We start from the raw sequence: 17596 nt of genomic DNA, 5'->3' as shown, positions 1-17596 counted from the left end.
CCGCTTTCTCTTCTATGTTTTCCGGCTCAGCGACCCAGAGACCACCAGCCCTTGCGTTTGGGCTTCTTGGGCTCTTCAGGCTCTGCTTTCGCCTCTGCCGGTGCGGCTTCAGCGGCCACCGGTTCAGGCGCGGGGGCCTCTTCCGCCACCGGGGCTGCCTCTTCCTTGGGCTTGGCGTCTTCCTTGGGTTTCGCCTTAGCCCGAGTCCGGGTCGTCTTCTTGGGCTTTTCCTCGGCCTTAGGCTCTTCGACGGTGTCCGCTTTCGCGGCTTCGACCTCTTCTGCCTTCGACTCGGTCTCGGCCTCGATTTCTTCCGCCTTCTTCGACCGCGATGACCGGGACCGGGTGGATTTCGCCTTGGCCTTCGGCTTCTCCTCGGCTTCCGCCTCCGCAGCCTCGGACGTCTTAGCGTCGGCATCCGTCGCGGCCTCGGCCTCTACTTCGGCCTTTGCCTTGGATTTCGAGCTGCTGGACCGGGAGCGGCTGCGCGTGGTCTTTTTCTTGGGCTTTTCTTCGGCAGTATCACCGGTCTCGACCCCAGTCTGCTCCTCGGAAGCGTCAAGTGCCGCGTCGTCTTTGCCGGAAGGTTTCTTGTCCTTGGACTTCGCCATATCCTCCGCGTCTTCCGCCTCGGTTTCCCCGTCGGAGGTGTCGGCCTGCTGATCCTCGGCCTGCTGATCGCCGTTGCCCGAACGACCGCGTCCACCACGGCTGCGACGGCGGCGGCGGCGGCGCTTGGGCTTGCCGTCGCCGTCCTCGTTGTCGTTGCGCTGATCGGCAGCCTCATCCTCTGCCTCGGCGGCCGCCTCGTCTTCGTCCACCTGATCCATCAGAGACGTGTCGACGGAGACGACTTCATCCGGGGTCGCCAGGATATTGCGGGTCGCCGTCTTGAATTTCTCCATCGTGAAATCTGGGCTGACCAGATGCGGATCGCCCTCGATCCGGACGGACATGCCATAGCGTGCCTCGATCTGGGCGACATGGTCGCGTTTCTGGTTCATCAGGAAGTTGGCGATGCTGACCGGCGCGGTGATCAGCACCTCGCGCGACCGGCGGCGGGTGCCTTCCTCTTCAATCTGCCGGATGATCGACAGCGCAAGGCTGTCGTCCGAGCGGACAAGGCCGGTGCCATGGCAGGCCGGGCACGGCTGGGTCGTTGCCTCGATCATGCCGGGGCGCAGGCGCTGGCGCGACATCTCCATCAGGCCAAAGCCCGAGATGCGGCCCACCTGGATACGCGCCCGGTCGGTCTTGAGCTTGTCCTTCATCCGTTTCTCGACGGAGGCGTTGTTCTTGCGCTCGTCCATGTCGATAAAGTCGATGACGATCAGCCCAGCAAGGTCACGCAGGCGCAACTGGCGCGCCACCTCGTCGGCGGCTTCGAGGTTGGTCTTGAGTGCGGTCTGTTCGATCGAGCCTTCCTTGGTCGCGCGGCCGGAGTTCACGTCGATGGCCACCAGCGCCTCGGTCACCCCGATCACGATGTAGCCCCCCGACGGCAGTTGCACCGTGGGGTTGAACATGCCGGCAAGATAGCCTTCCACCTGGTAGCGCGCGAACAGCGGCAACTTTTCCTCGTAGCGCTTCACGTTCTTGGCGTGGGACGGCATGATCATCTTCATGAAGTCCTTGGCGATGCGATAGCCGCGCTCGCCCTCGACCAGAATCTCGTCGATGTCGCGGTTATAGAGATCGCGGATCGACCGTTTGATCAGGTCGCCTTCCTCGTAGATCTTCGCGGGCGCGATGGATTTCAGCGTCAGCTCGCGAATCTGCTCCCACAGCCGTTGCAGGTATTCGTAGTCCCGCTTGATCTCCGCCTTGGTCCGCTTGGCCCCGGCGGTGCGCACGATGAGCCCCGCGCCCTGCGGCACCTTGATCTCGTTCGCGATATCCTTCAGCTTCTTGCGGTCGGCGGCATTGGTGATCTTGCGGGAGATCCCGCCGCCGCGCGCGGTGTTGGGCATCAGCACGCAGTAGCGACCGGCGAGTGACAGGTAGGTCGTCAGCGCCGCACCCTTGTTGCCGCGCTCTTCCTTGACGACCTGCACCAGCAGGATCTGGCGGACCTTGATGACTTCCTGGATCTTGTAGCGGCGCGGGCGCGGTTTGCGCGCGGGGCGAATGTCTTCGCTGTCATCCTCGTCGGCGACGGATTCGATTTCTTCGTCCTTCGAGGTCGCATCATTGGCGGTGCCGGCCTCGTCCTCTTCCTCGGCTCCGTCCTCCTCGACCTCTCCCGCCTCGGGCGTATCGACGGGGGATTCGGGCACGCGCTCCATCGGGGAGGAGGCCTCGTTCTCGTCGATCTCGACCTCGTCCTCATCGTCGTGAAGATCGACTGTCTCCATCCCTTCGATCTCGGTCGAGACCTTGGCGTCTTCCGATGCGGCCTCTTCGGCCTTGGACTTGGAGCGGCTGCGCGAGCGCGAGCGGTTCCGCTTCTTCGGTTTTTCCTCGTCCTCGTCCTTGGCCGCCTGTGCCTCGGCATAGGCGCGCTCTTCCTCAAGCAGCGCCTGACGGTCCGCGACGGGGATCTGATAGTAGTCGGGATGGATTTCCGAGAAAGCGAGGAAACCATGACGGTTGCCCCCGTAATCAACGAAAGCCGCCTGAAGCGACGGCTCGACGCGCGTCACCTTGGCGAGATAGATGTTTCCGGCTAGCTGGCGTTTGTTTTCGGATTCAAAGTCGAATTCCTCAACCTTGTTTCCATCCACCACCACGACGCGGGTCTCTTCCGCGTGGGTGGCATCGATAAGCATTTTCTTAGGCATGTTTTCGCTTTGCACAACGCAAGAACCAGCCTGCCCCCGGGGGGCGCAAGCGGTTTTGCGAGGTGACTTGTCAGGGCGATCAAAGACGGCGCAAGGGCGGGGCCTGATAAGGCCTTTCCGTTCCTGCTCATGGCGTCTGCGCGCGTCATCGCGGTTCTTCTCCGATGCGAGCAAGGCAAAGCCTCACCACATCCGTTTGTTAACTGGGTCTTTTCGGGGTTCGCCCCGTCCAACCATCAGCAATTCAGCGACCGTTTCCGGCCCAATCGGTCTGCATGTGGGATGCCGTTGCGACACCCGACAGCAGCGAAACTTTGTGGCAGCACACGCATGGCGCGAAGGCGCCGCGTGAACCGTTCCTCCTAAATAAGGGTTTTGGCGCCCAAAACACAATGGGCAATCTCGCCCTGACGGTCCGGAACTGCATTTCGGCGGCATCGCTTGACAAGGATGGCCGCATCTGGCTCACCTCTTCGACGAACGTGAGAACGGGGTGGGACGGCAGATTGCCGGCTCAGGAGTGAAGAAGGGAATTTCGATGCAAGTCTTTCTGCGCACTGCGGCGATCATGTCAGTCATCGGGCTGGCGGCCTGTGACGAACTGGCGGTTGCGAATGACCCCGTTGCCCTTGCCGAGGTGCGTGGACAGAAAAGCTGTGTCGCGGCGGTTGCCCGAGAGACCGGCAAGACCAGCGGGGCGCTGAACACCACGATCCCGATCGTCGAACTGAACCGCTACATCGTGGACGTACCGGGTGGCGGCTCCTGGACCTGCGTCACCGACGCGAACGGTCGCGCGATAGAGATCGTGGAGCGCCAGAACGGCTGATCCGCTCCGGTCCGGGTGCCCCCAGCTACCACAGCCCTAGAGGTAGTCCGCCCGCTGCAGGCCGTATTTGGCCATCTTCTCGTTAAGGGTACGCCGGGGCAGACAGAGTTCTTCCATCACGCTGGCAATGGACCCCTTGTGGCGACGCATGGTGTTGTCGATCAGCATACGCTCAAAGGCTTCGACGTATTCCTTCAGCGGCTTGCCCTCGGTTGTCATGACCGGCTGCATCTCCTCGTGATCCGACATCAGCAGCGACGCGATGGTCCCGGAACCGCGGCGTGACTGCAGAACCGCGCGCTCTGCCACGTTGATCAACTGACGCACATTGCCCGGCCAGGGCGCCTGCAAAAGCTGCGCTGCTTCCTGCGCGCTGACCTGCGGGGCCTCGCAGCCGTATTCCTCGGCGAATTGATCGCTGAGCCGCGTGAAGAGCGTCAGGATATCCTCGCCGCGCTGGCGCAGCGGCGGCACGGTGATGCGCAGGGCGGCAAGGCGATAGAAAAGATCGGAGCGCAGGGCATCCTCGCAAGTTCGGCCCGCTTCCTGCAGGTTCGAGATCGCGACGATCCGTGTCTCGGCGGGCGTGCCCTGTTCGTTGATGACGCTGAGCAGACGGGCCTGCAGCGTCTCGGACAGCGCCTCGATATCCTCCAGCACCAGCGTACCCCCACGCGCCTCTTCAATCGCGGGCAGTTGCGCGTCCTCGGGCTGCATCGGACCGAAGAGACGTTTCGACAACGCTTCTTCCTCGTAGGCGCCACAGGAGACCAGCACAAACTTCTTGCCCGCTCGCGAGCCCACGGCATGGAGCGCATGGGCCACGAGGGTCTTGCCGGTCCCGGTCTCACCGTCGATGAGCACATGCCCGTCGGCCTGGCCCAGATCAAGGATATCCTCGCGCAGCCGCTCCATGACAGGGGACTGACCGATGAGTTTCTTCATCAGCTGGCCGCCGTCCGACAGTTCGCGTCGCAGCGCGCGGTTGTCCATCACCAGACGCCGCGCGTTCGTGGCCTTCTTGGCCAGCTCGCTCATCCGGTCGGGGTTGAACGGCTTTTCAAGGAAATCGAAGGCCCCTACCCGCATGGCTTCCACCGCCATGGGCACGTCGCCGTGTCCGGTGATCATGATCACCGGCAGGGCGCTGTCGTTGCCCATCAGTTTTTTCAGGAACTGCATCCCGTCCATGCCCGGCATCTTGATGTCCGAGATCACGATGCCCGGGTAATCCGGCCCCAGCTTCTTGAGCGCATCCTCGGCCGAGCCGAAGGTTTCGGTGTCGTAGCCCGAAAGCGCCAGCCACTGGCTGATCGATTGCCGCATGTCCTGCTCGTCGTCGACAATCGCGATTTTCATTGCCTGCGCCATTTTATCACTCCGCAGCTTCTATCGTGTTCTTCTCGCCCATGATGGGCAATTGCATTTCAAAGACCGCCCCGCCGTGTTGTCCGTTCCGGGCTGTAAGTCTTCCGCCTAAGTCGTTGACAATCCCCGACGAGATGGCAAGCCCCAGCCCCACGCCATCGCCCGCCTGCTTAGTCGTGTAGAAGGGCTCGAAAAGCGCGTCGAGGTCCTCGATCCCCGGTCCATTGTCCCGCACGGTCAGCGTCGCAGTTTCCCCCGCCGACAGGATGATCTCCACCTGCGGGTCACGTACCGATTTGGTGGCATCAAGCGCATTGCGCAAGAGGTTGACGATGACCTGTTCGATGCGCATCCGGTCGCCGATCACCATGACCGGCTCATCGGGCAGGATCCGGGCGATCTGCACCTTCCGCTGACGCAGCTGCGGCTCCATCATCGACAGGGCGGAGGCCAGCGCAGCCCCAATATCCACTGGGGAAAACGCCTCCTGCCCCTTGCGAGCGTAGGATTTGAGCTGGCGGGTGATCGCCCCCATCCGCTCGATCAGATCGTCGATGCGTCCGAAGGATGACAGCGCCTCTTCGGGCCGGTTGCGACGCAGCAGCAGACGCGCCCCCGCAAGGTAGGTTTTCATCGCCGCCAGCGGCTGGTTCAACTCGTGGCTCACCGCCGCCGACATCTCGCCCAAGGCGGCCAATTTACTGGACTGCTCAAGGGTCTGTTCGGCCACCGCAAGCGTCTCCTGAACGCGTTTCCGCTCAGCGATTTCCCGCTGGAGGGCGGCGTTCAATGCGCGGAGTTTGGCCGATTCACGCTGGAAGATCGCCAGCCGCCCCGCCGTGCGGCGGCTCAGGAAATAGAAGGTCAGCGCGAGGAGAATCGCGAACCCCATCACCTCCAGCGCCAGCACGCCGTTCACCCTTTCACGGACGCTGGCGTAGGTCGTGTAGCTGACCATGCGCCAGCCCCGGAAGGGAATGCGGTTTTCCAACCGCATCACCGCCTCGCCTTGGAGATAGGCGTCGGGCGGCAGCGCGGTCCAGTCGGCGGTGGCCTGGATGGCCCGCTCGATGGCCGTCTGCGGCGTATGGTTCGCCAGCGCCTCTGGCTCCGTAAGGCCCCGCCAGCGCGGCGAGGTCGCGAGAATGATCTGGCCGGTGCTGTCCATCACGATCACCGCGTCCGAGATCCCGGCCCAGGCGCGCTCAAACTTCTGCAAATCGACCTCAACCGCGATCACCCCCAGCGTGCTGCCGCCCTCCTGGATGCGGCGCGAATACATGAACTGGTACCCGCCCCCCTCGCGCTGGATGGTGGTGAAGATGGTGGCGTTCGCGCGGATCGCATCGACGAAGTATGGTTCAGACCGGTGCATGGAGCCCAGCCTGTTGCGGTCCGTCGCCGCCACCGTCCGCCCGTCGATGTCATAGAGCATCAGCGAGGCCGCGCCGATCTCCTCGACAAAGGAGATAAGCCGTTGGGTCGAGAGCGAATAATCCGCGTCCTGTAGTGCCTTGATAAGCGAGGGGTCACGCGCCAGAAGCTGCGGGACGATGGCGTTCTGGCGCAGCTCGGCCATCAGGTTCCCGCTGTAAAGCGCGATGCGCAGCTCGGCCCGGTTGCGGGTGGTGTCGGTGAAGCGGTCGGTCAGAAGCTTGTTGGTGACCGATATGACAATCACCGCGATGACCATCAGAATGCCGATGGCCAGCCGCACCCGCCAGGAGACGGTCAGTGTCGATTTGGTTTCCGAGGCCGGAGTCATTGCGTCAGTCTACGCGTCGCGGGTCGCGCACTCAAGTTACGCCGCCGTGAGCGCTCCAGCCAATGCGCGGAAGAGCGCCGCCCCGTCGGTGCCGCCGTGGCCGGCATCCGCCGCCCGTTCCGGGTGCGGCATCATCCCGAGGACGCGGCGGTTTTCCGACAGGATGCCCGCGATATCGGCCTGCGCTCCGTTGGGATTGTCGGTATAGGTAAAGGCCACGCGGTCCTCTCCCTGAAGCCGTTCGATGGTGTCCGGATCGGCGAAGTAATTGCCGTCGTGGTGCGCGATGGGGATATTGATCACATCGCCCGCGTTGTAGCCGTTGGTGAAATCGCTGTTCGAGGTCTCCACCCGCAGACCGACGGTCTTGCAGATGTACTTGAGCCCCGCGTTGCGCAACAGCGCGCCCGGCAGCAGGCCGGTTTCCGTCAGCACCTGAAAGCCGTTGCAGATGCCCAGGACATAGCCGCCACGCTCTGCATGACTCTTCACGGATTTCACGATGGGAGATTGTGCCGCGATGGCCCCACAGCGCAGGTAGTCGCCGTAGGAAAAGCCGCCCGGTATGCCCACAATGTCCACCTTACCGGGCAGATCCGTGTCCTTGTGCCAGACCATCTCAACCTCGGCTCCCGCCCGCTCGAAAGCGACCGCCAGGTCGCGGTCGCAGTTCGATCCAGGAAAAACGATGACGGCGGCGCGCATCAGGACATCTCCACCGTGTAGCTTTCGATCACCGTGTTGGCGAGAAGCTTCTCGCACATCGCCGTGACATCCGCCTCGGTGATCCCATCGGCCAGATCGAGCTCGATCACCTTGCCCTGCCGCACGCCATTGACGCCTTCAAATCCAAGCGCGCCAAGCGCATGCCGCACGGCTTCGCCCTGAGGGTCAAGAACCCCGTTCTTCAGCATCACATGCACCCGTGCCTTCATCGCGCGACCCCTCGCTTCATCTTTCCACTACAACTCCGGTCCGACGCCAGCCTCAGTTGATGAGCGTCGGCTTGGTGATCGGCGTCGAGGACTTGGGCAGCACGCCCAGCCGCCGCGCGACCTCCGTATAGGCATCGGTGAGCGAGCCGAGGTCCCGACGGAACACGTCCTTGTCCAGCTTCTGTCCCGTCTCGATATCCCACAGCCGGCAGCTGTCCGGGCTGATCTCGTCCGCAACGATAAGACGCATGAAATCGCCGTCGTAGACGCGCCCGATCTCGATCTTGAAGTCCACCAGCCGGATGCCGACGGCCATCATCACGCCCGACAGGAAATCATTCACCCGCAGCGCCAGGCTCAGGATGTCATCCATGTCCTGCTGGCTGGCCCAGCCGAAAGCTGCGATATGCTCCTCGGTGACCAGCGGATCGCCCAGCTTATCGTCCTTGTAGCAGTACTCAACGATGGGACGCGGCAGTTGCATGCCCTCCTCGAGGCCCAGCCGCTTGGCCATGGAGCCGGCCGCGTAATTGCGCACGATAACCTCGAGCGGGATGATCTCGCACTGGCGGACAAGCTGCTCGCGCATGTTCAGACGCTTGATGAAATGCGTGGGCAGCCCGATCTGGTTGAGACCGGTCATGAAGAATTCGGAAAGACGGTTGTTCAGGACCCCCTTGCCTTCGATCACGTCTTTCTTCTGCGCGTTGAAGGCTGTGGCGTCGTCCTTGAAATACTGGACGATGGTGCCCGGCTCGGGACCCTCGTAAAGGATTTTCGCTTTGCCTTCGTAGATCTTCTTGCGCCGGGCCATGGGCGTCCTTTCGGATTGGAGGGTCGGGGTGGCTCCCCCGGCCTGTTGGGGCCCTCTTAGTCTATGCCCCCCTGTCCTGCAAGCGCGTGAAGCGTCTTGTCATTACCGCGGCGCATGTCCATCTTGGAATGCAAAGGTCCAGACCAAGGAGTGCCCCGTATGACCACGATGAAAGACCGCGAAAACGCCTTCGAGAACAAGTTTGCCCATGACGCCGAGATGCAGTTTAAGGCGGAGGCGCGCCGCAACAAGCTTCTGGGTCTCTGGGCCGCCGACCTTCTGGGTAAGTCTGGCAATGATGCGCAGGCCTATGCGCAGGAGGTTGTAAAGTCCGATTTCGAGGAACCGGGCGACGAGGACGTCTACCGAAAAGTGTCGGGCGATCTGGGCGACCGGGCGGACGAGGCCACGATCCGCGCCAAGATGGTGAGCCTGATGACCGAGGCGAAGGCCCAGATCATGGAAGAGCACGACTGAGGCTTTTCCAGAGCGGAATTCAAGCGGCGCCTCTCCGAAAGGAGGGGCGCATTTCATTTGGGGATTTGAAGGCGTGAGGATCCTGCCACCCAAACCAGCCCGTCCGGCCCCTGTATCTTCGCTCATCATCAAGATGAAGATTATGAAGTTGCCTTGAATGGCGACCTGTGAAAGGGGATCCGCAAACACTCCTACAGGGCTTCAAAAATGAGCACCTCCTTTACCGATCTTCTTGCCGAGAAAGGCACCCTTCTTGCCGATGGCGCGACCGGAACGAACCTTTTCAACATGGGTCTGATGTCGGGTGACGCGCCCGAGTTGTGGAACACGGATGAGCCCAGGAAGATCATCGCCCTTTACAAAGGCGCGGTCGAGGCAGGCAGCGATCTCTTCCTGACCAACAGCTTCGGCGCGAACGCCGCGCGGCTCAAGCTGCACGATGCCGCCAAGCGCGCCCATGAGCTGAGCCGCGTTTCCGCAGAACTCGCGCGCGAGGTTGCCGATACCGCGGGCCGCCCCGTGATCGTTGCTGGCTCCGTCGGACCGACCGGAGAGATCATGGAACCCGTCGGCACGCTCAGCCACGCGCTTGCCGTCGAGATGTTCCACGAGACGGCGGATGGGCTGAAGGCGGGCGGTGCAGATATCGGCTGGCTTGAGACCATCAGCGCCCCCGAGGAATACCGCGCCGCCGCCGAAGGCTTTGCCATGGCGGGGTTGCCGTGGTGCGGCACGATGAGTTTCGACACCGCCGGGCGCACAATGATGGGCGTCACCTCGGAGGCCTTGGTCGATCTGGTCGAGGAGCTGGACAACCCGCCGCTGGCGTTCGGGGCGAACTGCGGCACGGGGGCGTCGGATCTGCTGCGCACGATCCTTGGCTTTGCGGGCAAGAACCCCGCGCGTCCGATCATCGCCAAGGGGAACGCCGGCATCCCGAAATACGTCGATGGCCACATTCACTATGACGGTACACCCGAGCTGATGGGCAGATACGCCGTGATGGCGCGCAATTGCGGGGCCAGCATCATCGGCGGATGCTGCGGGACGATGCCCGAGCATCTCAAGGTCATGCGCGAGGCGCTGGACACGACCCCGAAAGGCAGCGCGCCAGAACTGGCCGAAATCGTATCCGCCTTGGGCGACTTCTCCTCTGCCAGCGACGGGACGGGCGACGGAGCGCCCCCCGCCCGCGCGCGGCGCGGGCGTCGCAGGGGCTGAGGGACCGTCATAGCAGCGACAACTGCGCCCCCGGCAGGATCGGCGGCCGGAACAGGTCTGACCGCATGGGGGTGGCTGCCGTGGCAAGGCCCAGGCGTTTCATGGCGATATCGAACCGTCGCGCGATCATCTCGGCATAGGGCCCCTCGCCCCGCATGCGCCGGTGCCAACGCGAATCGTACTCTTTGCCCCCGTGCATCTCGCGCAGGCGGGACACGATCCGCGAAGCCCGGTCCGGAAAATGCGCGGCCAGCCATTCCTGAACGAGCGGTGAGACCTCGAGCGGCAGGCGCAGCATGATCCAGCTCGCGTGTCGCGCACCCGCATCGCGCCCCGCCTCGAGGATCTTTTCCAACTCCGGGTCCGTGAGCGCCGGGATCATCGGCGATGCCATGACGCGCACCGGAATGCCCGCCTCGGCCAGACGCCGGATGGTCTGCAGCCGCCGCGCGGGTGACGGCGCACGCGGCTCCATCAGCCGGCTCAGCTTGGCATCCAAAGTCGTCACTGAAATGCCCACCCGGATCAGCCCGCGCCGGGCCATACGTGCAAGTATGTCGATGTCGCGCTCAATCAGGCTGCCCTTGGTCACAATGGCCGTAGGATGCCCCGCCTCTTCGAGAACATTGAGACATTCCCGCATGATAGCGAAATCCTTCTCGACCGGCTGATAGGGATCGGTATTTGTTCCGATGGCAATCGGCGCCACACGGTAGCGTTTGTTCGCGAGCTCTCGCCGCAACACTTCGGCCGCCTGCGGGCGCGCAATCAGACGTGTTTCGAAATCAAGACCGGGCGACAGGCCGAGGTAGGCATGGGTCGAACGGGCGAAGCAGTAGACACAGCCATGCTCGCAGCCCCTGTAAGGGTTGATCGATCTGTCGAAGGGCAGATCGGGCGAACGATTGTATGTGATCAGCCTGCGCGGCACCTCGATGGCGGTATGCGTGCGCAGGACAGGCAAGGGTTCCTCGTCCTCGTGCGCCCAGCCATCGTCGATGACCTCCCGACGGTGGCGCTCGAACCGGCCTTCGTGGTTGCTGCGCGCGCCGCGGCCCCTGATCCTGAAATGTCGGCTCTCATCGTCCATGTGTCCGAATAGAACAAATATAGAACATTTGCAATGTATCTCCGCTATGGCCCCGCCACGCTTGAAGAATTCTCATAATCATCTGAAGAAAAATGCGTCGCACAAAACGCGGCCCATGTCGTAATTTGCGTATGATGACGCTGCGTTTCGTGACAAAAGCTTTTGTCAAACGGCCCCAGGCGCAGCCCTGCAAGCATGGCAGAAGGAACAACAGATGTCCGACGAAGACGAAATCATCCTCTCCGAACTGGATGACGAGGAACTGGTTCAGCAGATGTTCGACGACCTCTACGACGGTCTCAAGGAAGAGATCGAAGAGGGCGTGGAGATCCTGCTGGAGCGCGGCTGGGAGCCATACGACATCCTGACCAAGGCGCTCGTGGGGGGCATGACCATCGTCGGCGCGGATTTCCGTGACGGTATTCTCTTCGTGCCCGAGGTGCTGCTGGCCGCCAACGCGATGAAGGGCGGCATGGCCATCCTCAAGCCGCTCCTGGCCGAGACCGGCGCGCCCCGCGTCGGCAAGATGGTGATCGGCACCGTGAAGGGCGACATCCACGACATCGGCAAGAACCTCGTCGGCATGATGATGGAAGGGGCCGGTTTCGAGGTGGTCGATCTGGGCATCAACAACCCTGTCGAGAACTACCTTGAGGCGATGGAACGGGAATCGCCCGACATTCTAGGCATGTCGGCCCTGCTGACGACGACGATGCCCTACATGAAGGTGGTGATCGACACGATGGTCGAACAGGGCATTCGAGACGATTACATCGTGCTGGTGGGCGGCGCGCCGCTGAACGAGGAATTCGGCAAGGCCATCGGCGCCGACGCCTATTGCCGGGACGCCGCCGTGGCGGTCGAGACCGCCAAGGCCTGGATGGCGCGCAAGCACAACAGCGCCAAATCCGCCTGAGGGTGGTTTCACTCTTTGCGAAGGGCCCTGCCACGCGGCGGGGCCTTTTTGTTTGGAACCGGGGCCCTTATCTTTGAGAGAGAGGAATATGCCATGCCAACTTTCCGATTTGCCCTGATCCCGCTGTCCGTACTTGTCGCGGCCGGCATCACCGTCTGGGGCCTCCCGCTCGCCGGCCCGCAAGGGCTGGTCATCGCCCTGCCCCTTGCGCTGATTGCGGCTGCAGCCCTGCAGCTTATCCGCCGGTGATCCCTTCCGACGAAAAACTGATCGAGGCAGGCCTGCCGCTGGCGATCCCCCGAGGCCGCGTTCTGCTTATCGCCTGTGGGGCGCTGGCCCGCGAGATACTGGACCTGAAAAAGCGCAATGGCTGGGATCACCTCGACCTGACCTGCCTGCCCGCCAAGTACCACCTCTATCCCGACAAGATTGCCGAAGAGGTCCGCAAAGCGGTGACGGCACACCGGGCGGACTACGACGATATCTTCGTGGTCTACGCGGACTGCGGCACCGGTGGCCTCTTGCAGGCCGCCTGCGCCGAACTTGGGGTTGAAATGGTCGCGGGCCCCCATTGCTACAGTTTCTTCGAGGGCAACGACGCCTTCGCGGCAAAGGCGGAAGAGGAATTCACCGCCTTTTACCTCACCGATTTCCTCGTCCGGCAGTTCGACGCCTTCGTCTGGAAGCCCATGGGCCTCGACCGCCATCCGGAACTGCGCGACATGTATTTCGGGAATTACGAAAAGCTCGTCTACCAGGCACAGACCGACGATCCGGCGCTGACGGAAATAGCCAGGGATTGCGCTGAAAGGCTCGGCCTCGCCTTCGAACGTCGCTTCACCGGTTACGGTGATCTTGCAACGGCCCTCGAAAGGCTCTGAGGTCTCTCCTCTTTCTGGCCAGAAAAAGTCCCGGGGTCTGGGGCAGAGCCCCAGTCCGACGCTGCACGTCTTGCTTCCTTCGAAGACTTTCAGGCCACCGCCGCCGCACTCTCCCTGATCCGCTCGATCATCGCGCGCAAACCGTTGGAGCGCTGCGCCGAAAGGTGATCGTTCAGCCCCAGCCGTCCCATCTCGGCGCGGGCGTCGACCGCGAGCACCTCCGCCGGGGTCAACCCGTTGAAGAGCGTGCGCAGCACGGCGATGAGACCGGAGACGATCATCGCGTCGCTGGCCCCATCGAAATGCAGCCTGCCGTCCTCGAAGGTCAGATGGAGCCAAACCTGGCTGGCGCAGCCTTCGACCTTGGTGGCCGGTACGCGAAGCGCCTCTTCCAGCGGCGCCATCGCCTTGCCCTGCTCGATCACGTGGCGGTAGCGGTCTTCCCAGTCGTCGAGAAACTCAAAATCCTCGACCAGTTCTTCAAACGCGGCATTCGCCATGGGTTCTTGCCCTTCCAAGTCTATCCGTCGGCCCTGAGTTAGGAGCCCATCCCGCAAAGGTCCAGCCCCTTCCCAAGGAACCCCCAATAGGGTAGTCAAAACACGAGCAGAACTTCCCAGGGCAATCCCGATGCGCAAGACACTTCCCCTTCTTCTGGCCGCGACCCTTGTTCTGAGCGCCTGTGCCACGGTCAGGGAAAGCCGCATCAACCCGTTCAACTGGTTCGGTCAATCCCGGTCCGAGCGGATCGAGCAGGCGGAAAACACCAATCCGCTGATCCCCAAGGGCGGCGGGCTTTTCTCCTTCAACCGGCCCGAAACCCAGGTCTACCTGGGACAGCCCTTTGAAGAAGTGACGGACCTCACGGTCGAGCGGGTACCGGGTGGCGCCATCATCCGCGCGACGGGCCTTGCCGCTCGGCAGGGCATCTACGCGGTGCAGCTGACGCCAGTGAACGAAGAGGAAGAAGCCGTTGACGGGGTTTTGACCTACCGTCTGGAAGGCATCCGGCCCAATCGTCCGACACCGGTCGGGACCAAGCCCACGCGCGAGGTGATCGCGGCGCGCAAGGTCACCGATCAGCAGTTGCGCGGCGTCCGCCAGATCCGCGTCGAAGGTCAGCAAAACGCGCGGGTCGTGCGCCGCTGACCTGACCCTTGAAGGGTTGTCGCGTCAGCCTGCTGCCGTCACGATGATTTCCACGGTAAAGTCTGGCCTGGCCAGCTTCGCCTCTCCGCAGGCGCGCGCGGGCGCGTGACCCTCCGGAACCCAGGCGTCCCAGACCCCGTTCATCTCGTCGAAGTCGGCCATGTCAGCGAGCCAGATCACCGCCTGAAGGATGCGCGACTTGTCAGAGCCTGCCTCGGCCAGCAGCGCGTCGATCTTGTCAAGGCAATCCTGCGTCTGCCGCGCCACGCTTTCGCCCGCCGTGCCCACCTGACCGGCCAGATAGATCGTGCCGTTGTGAGCTACGATCTGGCTCATGCGCTGGTTTGTGTGATGCCTCTTGATATCCGCCATACTTCGTCTCCAGTTTCAAAAGATCAGACCTCGACCACCTCGACGTCGCTGCCGCGCGCCGTCAGAGCGATCTTGCCCTCGCAAAGCCGCAGCGCATCGTTGCCGAAGACCTCGCGCCGCCACCCGCGCAGGGCCGGAATGTCCCGCAATCCCGCCGCGATCCCGTCAAGGTCGGCGGCGGGCGCGATCAGCTTGGCCGCCACGCCTTCTTGCTCGGTCTTGGCTTTCAGAAGCACGCGCAGCAGATCGGCAAGGGCCGGGTTCACCTGCAACTTGTCCCGGCTGCGGTCCGGTTTTGGCAGGTCCTCGGGCTTGCAGCCCCGCGCCCGGTCGATGGCCTTGAGTATCCCTTCCGCAATGTCGCCCCGCCGTGCCTCGCGCAGCAGAAGCCGGGCGCGGCCCAGTTCCTCGTGATCGGAGGGCTTGAGGCTGGCCAGTTCGATCAGGGCATCGTCCTTGAAAACGCGGTTGCGCGGCACGTTGCGTTGCTGGGCGTAGTCCTCGCGGAAGGCGGCCAGTTCGCGCACGAACCCGAGGAACTTAGGGGAATTCGTGCGCGTCTTGACGCGTTTCCAGGCGTCTTGCGGGGCGGTGATATAGGTATCCGGCGTTGTCAGCGTCGACAGCTCTTCCGCCACCCAGCGCTCGCGCCCGTTCTCTTCGAGCTTCTCCGCCAGATATTCGTAAATCTGCCGCAGATGTGTCACGTCCGCCAATGCGTATTTCTTCTGGGCATCCGACAACGGACGCCGCGACCAATCGGTAAAGCGTGACGTCTTGTCGACGCCGGAATGGCAAATCTTGCGCACCAGCGTCTCGTAGCCCACCTGCTCACCAAAGCCGCAGACCATGGCGGCAACCTGCGTGTCGAACAGGGGCTCAGGGAAGACCTGCGCATCGACGTAGAAGATCTCGAGATCCTGCCGGGCGGCGTGGAAGACCTTGACCACCCCGGTGTTGCGGAAAAGCTCGTAAAGCGGCTCAAGCGAGATGCCGCCCGCCAATGGGTCGACAAGCACGGCGTTGCTGTCGTCCTTTCCGGGCATTGCAAGCTGGATCAGGCAGAGCTTGGAATAATAGGTTCGCTCGCGCAGGAATTCGGTATCGACGGTGACGTAGGCCTCGGCGGCGGCCGCGTTGCAGAAAAGGGCAAGATCAACAGTCGTTGTGATTGTTTTCATATGTTCTCTTTACTCGTGCGCCGGGCAGAACCGCTGTTCTGAGGACGCTATAGCACGCGATCCGCCTTGGCCAGTCAGCCTTCGATCAGGACCGGCGTGCGGTCTCCGGCGACGAAGCGGCGCAGGACCGCCGGATAGAGCCGGTGCTCCAGTTTCAGGACACGCGCCGCCAGCGTGTCGGGCGTGTCGCCCTCGGCGACCTTCAGTGTGGCCTGGCCGAGAATCGGACCATCGTCCAGCGCCGCCGTGACCTCGTGCACCGTGCAGCCGTGCAGGGCGTCGCCTGCCTCCAGCACACGTGCGTGGGTGTGCAACCCCTTGTACTTGGGCAGCAATGAGGGATGGATGTTGATCATCCGTCCCGTCCAGAGGTCGGTGAAACCGCCGGTAAGCTGGCGCATGAAACCCGCCAGGCAGATGATGTCCGGCCCATGGGGCGCGATCCGAGCGGAAATCTCCGCCTCGAAAGCGGGCCGGTCGCCCTTGAAGGGGCGATGGTCGACGACCTCTGTCGGGATGCCCCGGTCGCGCGCCCAGGCGATGCCGCCGGCATCCGCACGGTTGGAGAACACCAGACAGGGACGCGCCGGGTGATCGCCGGTCATGTCCTCGACCAGCGCGCGCATGTTCGACCCGCCACCAGAGAGGAAGATCGCAACCCGCTTGGTCAAAGCAGGCTGCCTTTGTAGCTGACACCCGACCCTTCGACGATCCTGCCGATCTCGACCGGGGCGTGACCGTCGCTCGCAAAGGCCGCACGGGCCGCGTCAAGTTGCGTGGGCGGCACGACCGCGACCATGCCGATGCCCGCGTTGAAGGTTTTTAGCAGTTCCGCCTCGGCCATGCCGCCTTGCGCCACAAGCCAGCGAAAGACCGGCGGAAGGTTCCACGCGCCAAGGTCGATCCCGGCCCCAAGCCCTTCGGGCAGGACGCGCGGCAGGTTCTCGGTTAGCCCGCCGCCGGTGATATGCGCCAGCGCGTGAACCGCGTCCGCTTTCAGCGCCTCGACGGCGCCTTTCACGTAAAGCCGCGTGGGCGTCAGCAGGGCTTCGCCAAGGCTGCCGTCACCCCAGGGGCATGGATCGTCCCAGCCAAGCCCGCTTAGCTCCACCAGCTTGCGCACGAGCGAATAACCATTGGAATGCACGCCATCGCTGGGCAGACCCAGCAGGATGTCACCTGCGGAAACGTCACGCGGCAGGTCCGTGCCACGCTCCATCGCGCCCACGGCGAAGCCCGCGAGGTCGAAGTCGCCGGCACCGTACATGCCCGGCATCTCCGCCGTCTCTCCCCCGATCAGTGCGCAGCCGGAGCGCGCGCAGCCCTCGGCGATGCCTTCGATGATCCGTGCCGCCTGGTCAAGCTCCAGCTTGCCGGTGGCGAAATAATCGAGAAAGAACAAGGGCTCCGCCCCCTGGCAGACCAGATCGTTGACGCACATCGCCACGAGGTCGATGCCGATGCCATCCACGTTGCCCGTGTCGATGGCGATGCGCAGCTTGGTCCCCACGCCGTCGGTCGCGGCCACCAGCACCGGATCGGCAAAGCCCGCGGCCTTGAGATCGAAAAGCGCGCCAAAACCGCCGAGGCCGGACATCGTGCCGGGCCGGGCGGTGCGCTTGGCCGCAGGCTTGATCCGTTCGACAAGGGCGTTGCCCGCGTCGATATCGACCCCCGCGTCGGCATAGGTGATCCCGTTTTTCGAAGTGCTCATGCCTCAATCCCCTCGCTGCACACAGGCGCTTGCCGAGGGGTTAGTGCATCGCCCATGGCTGTGCAACGGTAAGCCTTGACGAAAGTACGCATCGCGCATACCCA

At 63.2% G+C, this 17596-nt stretch carries 19 protein-coding genes; 7 read left to right on the top strand and 12 right to left on the bottom strand.

All coding sequences use genetic code 11. The features are described from left to right. Positions 1-26: 26 nt before the first annotated feature. Positions 27-2780, bottom strand: a complete 2754-nt coding sequence (locus AB2B41_RS04230) for an Rne/Rng family ribonuclease (RefSeq protein WP_367876495.1) — start codon at positions 2778-2780, stop codon at positions 27-29. A 538-nt stretch (positions 2781-3318) separates the two neighbouring features. Between AB2B41_RS04230 and AB2B41_RS04225 the strand changes: the two genes are divergently transcribed. Continuing rightward, complete coding sequence (locus AB2B41_RS04225; RefSeq protein WP_367876494.1) at positions 3319-3609, top strand: hypothetical protein; 291 nt, start codon at positions 3319-3321, stop codon at positions 3607-3609. Positions 3610-3645: 36 nt separating this feature from the next. Here AB2B41_RS04225 and AB2B41_RS04220 read toward each other — a convergent pair whose 3' ends face one another. The 5 genes from AB2B41_RS04220 to purC are packed head-to-tail and all read right to left on the bottom strand — an operon-like array spanning position 3646 to position 8491. Beyond that, positions 3646-4980 (bottom strand): sigma-54-dependent transcriptional regulator, encoded by a 1335-nt coding sequence (locus tag AB2B41_RS04220; RefSeq protein ID WP_367876493.1) that lies wholly within the window; start codon positions 4978-4980, stop codon positions 3646-3648. Positions 4981-4984: 4 nt separating this feature from the next. Continuing rightward, on the bottom strand, positions 4985-6742 hold the full coding sequence (locus tag AB2B41_RS04215) for a sensor histidine kinase (protein WP_367876492.1): 1758 nt from the start codon (positions 6740-6742) through the stop codon (positions 4985-4987). 36 nt (positions 6743-6778) lie between these two features. Continuing rightward, positions 6779-7447 (bottom strand): phosphoribosylformylglycinamidine synthase subunit PurQ, encoded by a 669-nt coding sequence (purQ, locus tag AB2B41_RS04210; RefSeq protein WP_367876491.1) that lies wholly within the window; start codon positions 7445-7447, stop codon positions 6779-6781. Next, complete coding sequence (purS, locus tag AB2B41_RS04205; RefSeq protein ID WP_367876490.1) at positions 7447-7677, bottom strand: phosphoribosylformylglycinamidine synthase subunit PurS; 231 nt, start codon at positions 7675-7677, stop codon at positions 7447-7449. The genes purQ and purS overlap by 1 nt, the downstream gene beginning before the upstream one ends. A 52-nt stretch (positions 7678-7729) precedes the next feature. Next, positions 7730-8491: a phosphoribosylaminoimidazolesuccinocarboxamide synthase gene (purC, locus tag AB2B41_RS04200; RefSeq protein ID WP_367876489.1), complete on the bottom strand. Its 762-nt coding sequence runs from the start codon at positions 8489-8491 to the stop codon at positions 7730-7732. A 159-nt stretch (positions 8492-8650) separates the two neighbouring features. Between purC and AB2B41_RS04195 the strand changes: the two genes are divergently transcribed. Further along, entirely contained in the window at positions 8651-8968 is a 318-nt protein-coding gene (locus tag AB2B41_RS04195) for a DUF1476 domain-containing protein (protein ID WP_367876488.1), read from the top strand. A gap of 207 nt (positions 8969-9175) precedes the next feature. Further along, the gene (gene bmt, locus AB2B41_RS04190) at positions 9176-10189 is read left to right on the top strand and encodes a betaine--homocysteine S-methyltransferase (protein ID WP_367876487.1); all 1014 of its coding nucleotides are present in this window, start codon (positions 9176-9178) and stop codon (positions 10187-10189) included. 7 nt (positions 10190-10196) lie between these two features. Here bmt and AB2B41_RS04185 read toward each other — a convergent pair whose 3' ends face one another. Further along, entirely contained in the window at positions 10197-11279 is a 1083-nt protein-coding gene (locus tag AB2B41_RS04185) for a PA0069 family radical SAM protein (protein ID WP_367876486.1), read from the bottom strand. Positions 11280-11493: 214 nt separating this feature from the next. Between AB2B41_RS04185 and AB2B41_RS04180 the strand changes: the two genes are divergently transcribed. The 3 genes from AB2B41_RS04180 (at position 11494) to AB2B41_RS04170 (ending at position 13076) form a co-directional block, all read left to right on the top strand. Further along, on the top strand, positions 11494-12195 hold the full coding sequence (locus AB2B41_RS04180; RefSeq protein ID WP_367876485.1) for a corrinoid protein: 702 nt from the start codon (positions 11494-11496) through the stop codon (positions 12193-12195). Between the two features lie 93 nt (positions 12196-12288). Continuing rightward, positions 12289-12444 (top strand): hypothetical protein, encoded by a 156-nt coding sequence (locus AB2B41_RS04175; RefSeq protein WP_367876484.1) that lies wholly within the window; start codon positions 12289-12291, stop codon positions 12442-12444. Then, positions 12441-13076, top strand: a complete 636-nt coding sequence (locus AB2B41_RS04170) for a DUF1638 domain-containing protein (protein WP_367876483.1) — start codon at positions 12441-12443, stop codon at positions 13074-13076. Before AB2B41_RS04175 ends, AB2B41_RS04170 begins: the two co-directional genes overlap by 4 nt. Positions 13077-13165: 89 nt before the next feature. Here the strand turns inward: AB2B41_RS04170 and AB2B41_RS04165 are convergent, their stop codons facing one another. Beyond that, positions 13166-13576, bottom strand: coding sequence for a SufE family protein (locus tag AB2B41_RS04165; protein ID WP_367876482.1), 411 nt, complete (start codon positions 13574-13576; stop codon positions 13166-13168). Between the two features lie 130 nt (positions 13577-13706). On the opposite strand from AB2B41_RS04165, the gene AB2B41_RS04160 reads away from it, so the two are divergent. Beyond that, the gene (locus AB2B41_RS04160; protein ID WP_367876481.1) at positions 13707-14225 is read left to right on the top strand and encodes a hypothetical protein; all 519 of its coding nucleotides are present in this window, start codon (positions 13707-13709) and stop codon (positions 14223-14225) included. A 24-nt stretch (positions 14226-14249) separates the two neighbouring features. Here the strand turns inward: AB2B41_RS04160 and AB2B41_RS04155 are convergent, their stop codons facing one another. The 4 genes from AB2B41_RS04155 to purM all read right to left on the bottom strand — a co-directional run bounded on the left by AB2B41_RS04155 (position 14250) and on the right by purM (position 17492). Continuing rightward, the gene (locus AB2B41_RS04155; protein WP_367876480.1) at positions 14250-14597 is read right to left on the bottom strand and encodes a RidA family protein; all 348 of its coding nucleotides are present in this window, start codon (positions 14595-14597) and stop codon (positions 14250-14252) included. A 23-nt stretch (positions 14598-14620) separates the two neighbouring features. Then, entirely contained in the window at positions 14621-15778 is a 1158-nt protein-coding gene (gene rnd, locus AB2B41_RS04150) for a ribonuclease D (protein ID WP_367876479.1), read from the bottom strand. Between the two features lie 74 nt (positions 15779-15852). After that, positions 15853-16449: a phosphoribosylglycinamide formyltransferase gene (purN, locus tag AB2B41_RS04145; RefSeq protein WP_367876478.1), complete on the bottom strand. Its 597-nt coding sequence runs from the start codon at positions 16447-16449 to the stop codon at positions 15853-15855. Further along, complete coding sequence (gene purM, locus AB2B41_RS04140) at positions 16446-17492, bottom strand: phosphoribosylformylglycinamidine cyclo-ligase (RefSeq protein ID WP_367876477.1); 1047 nt, start codon at positions 17490-17492, stop codon at positions 16446-16448. The genes purN and purM overlap by 4 nt, the downstream gene beginning before the upstream one ends. Positions 17493-17596 lie beyond the last annotated feature (104 nt).

This window comes from Sulfitobacter sediminis (assembly GCF_040811725.1).
GTDB lineage: Bacteria > Pseudomonadota > Alphaproteobacteria > Rhodobacterales > Rhodobacteraceae > Sulfitobacter > Sulfitobacter sediminis.
This window is presented reverse-complemented; position numbering and strand designations above follow the sequence as displayed.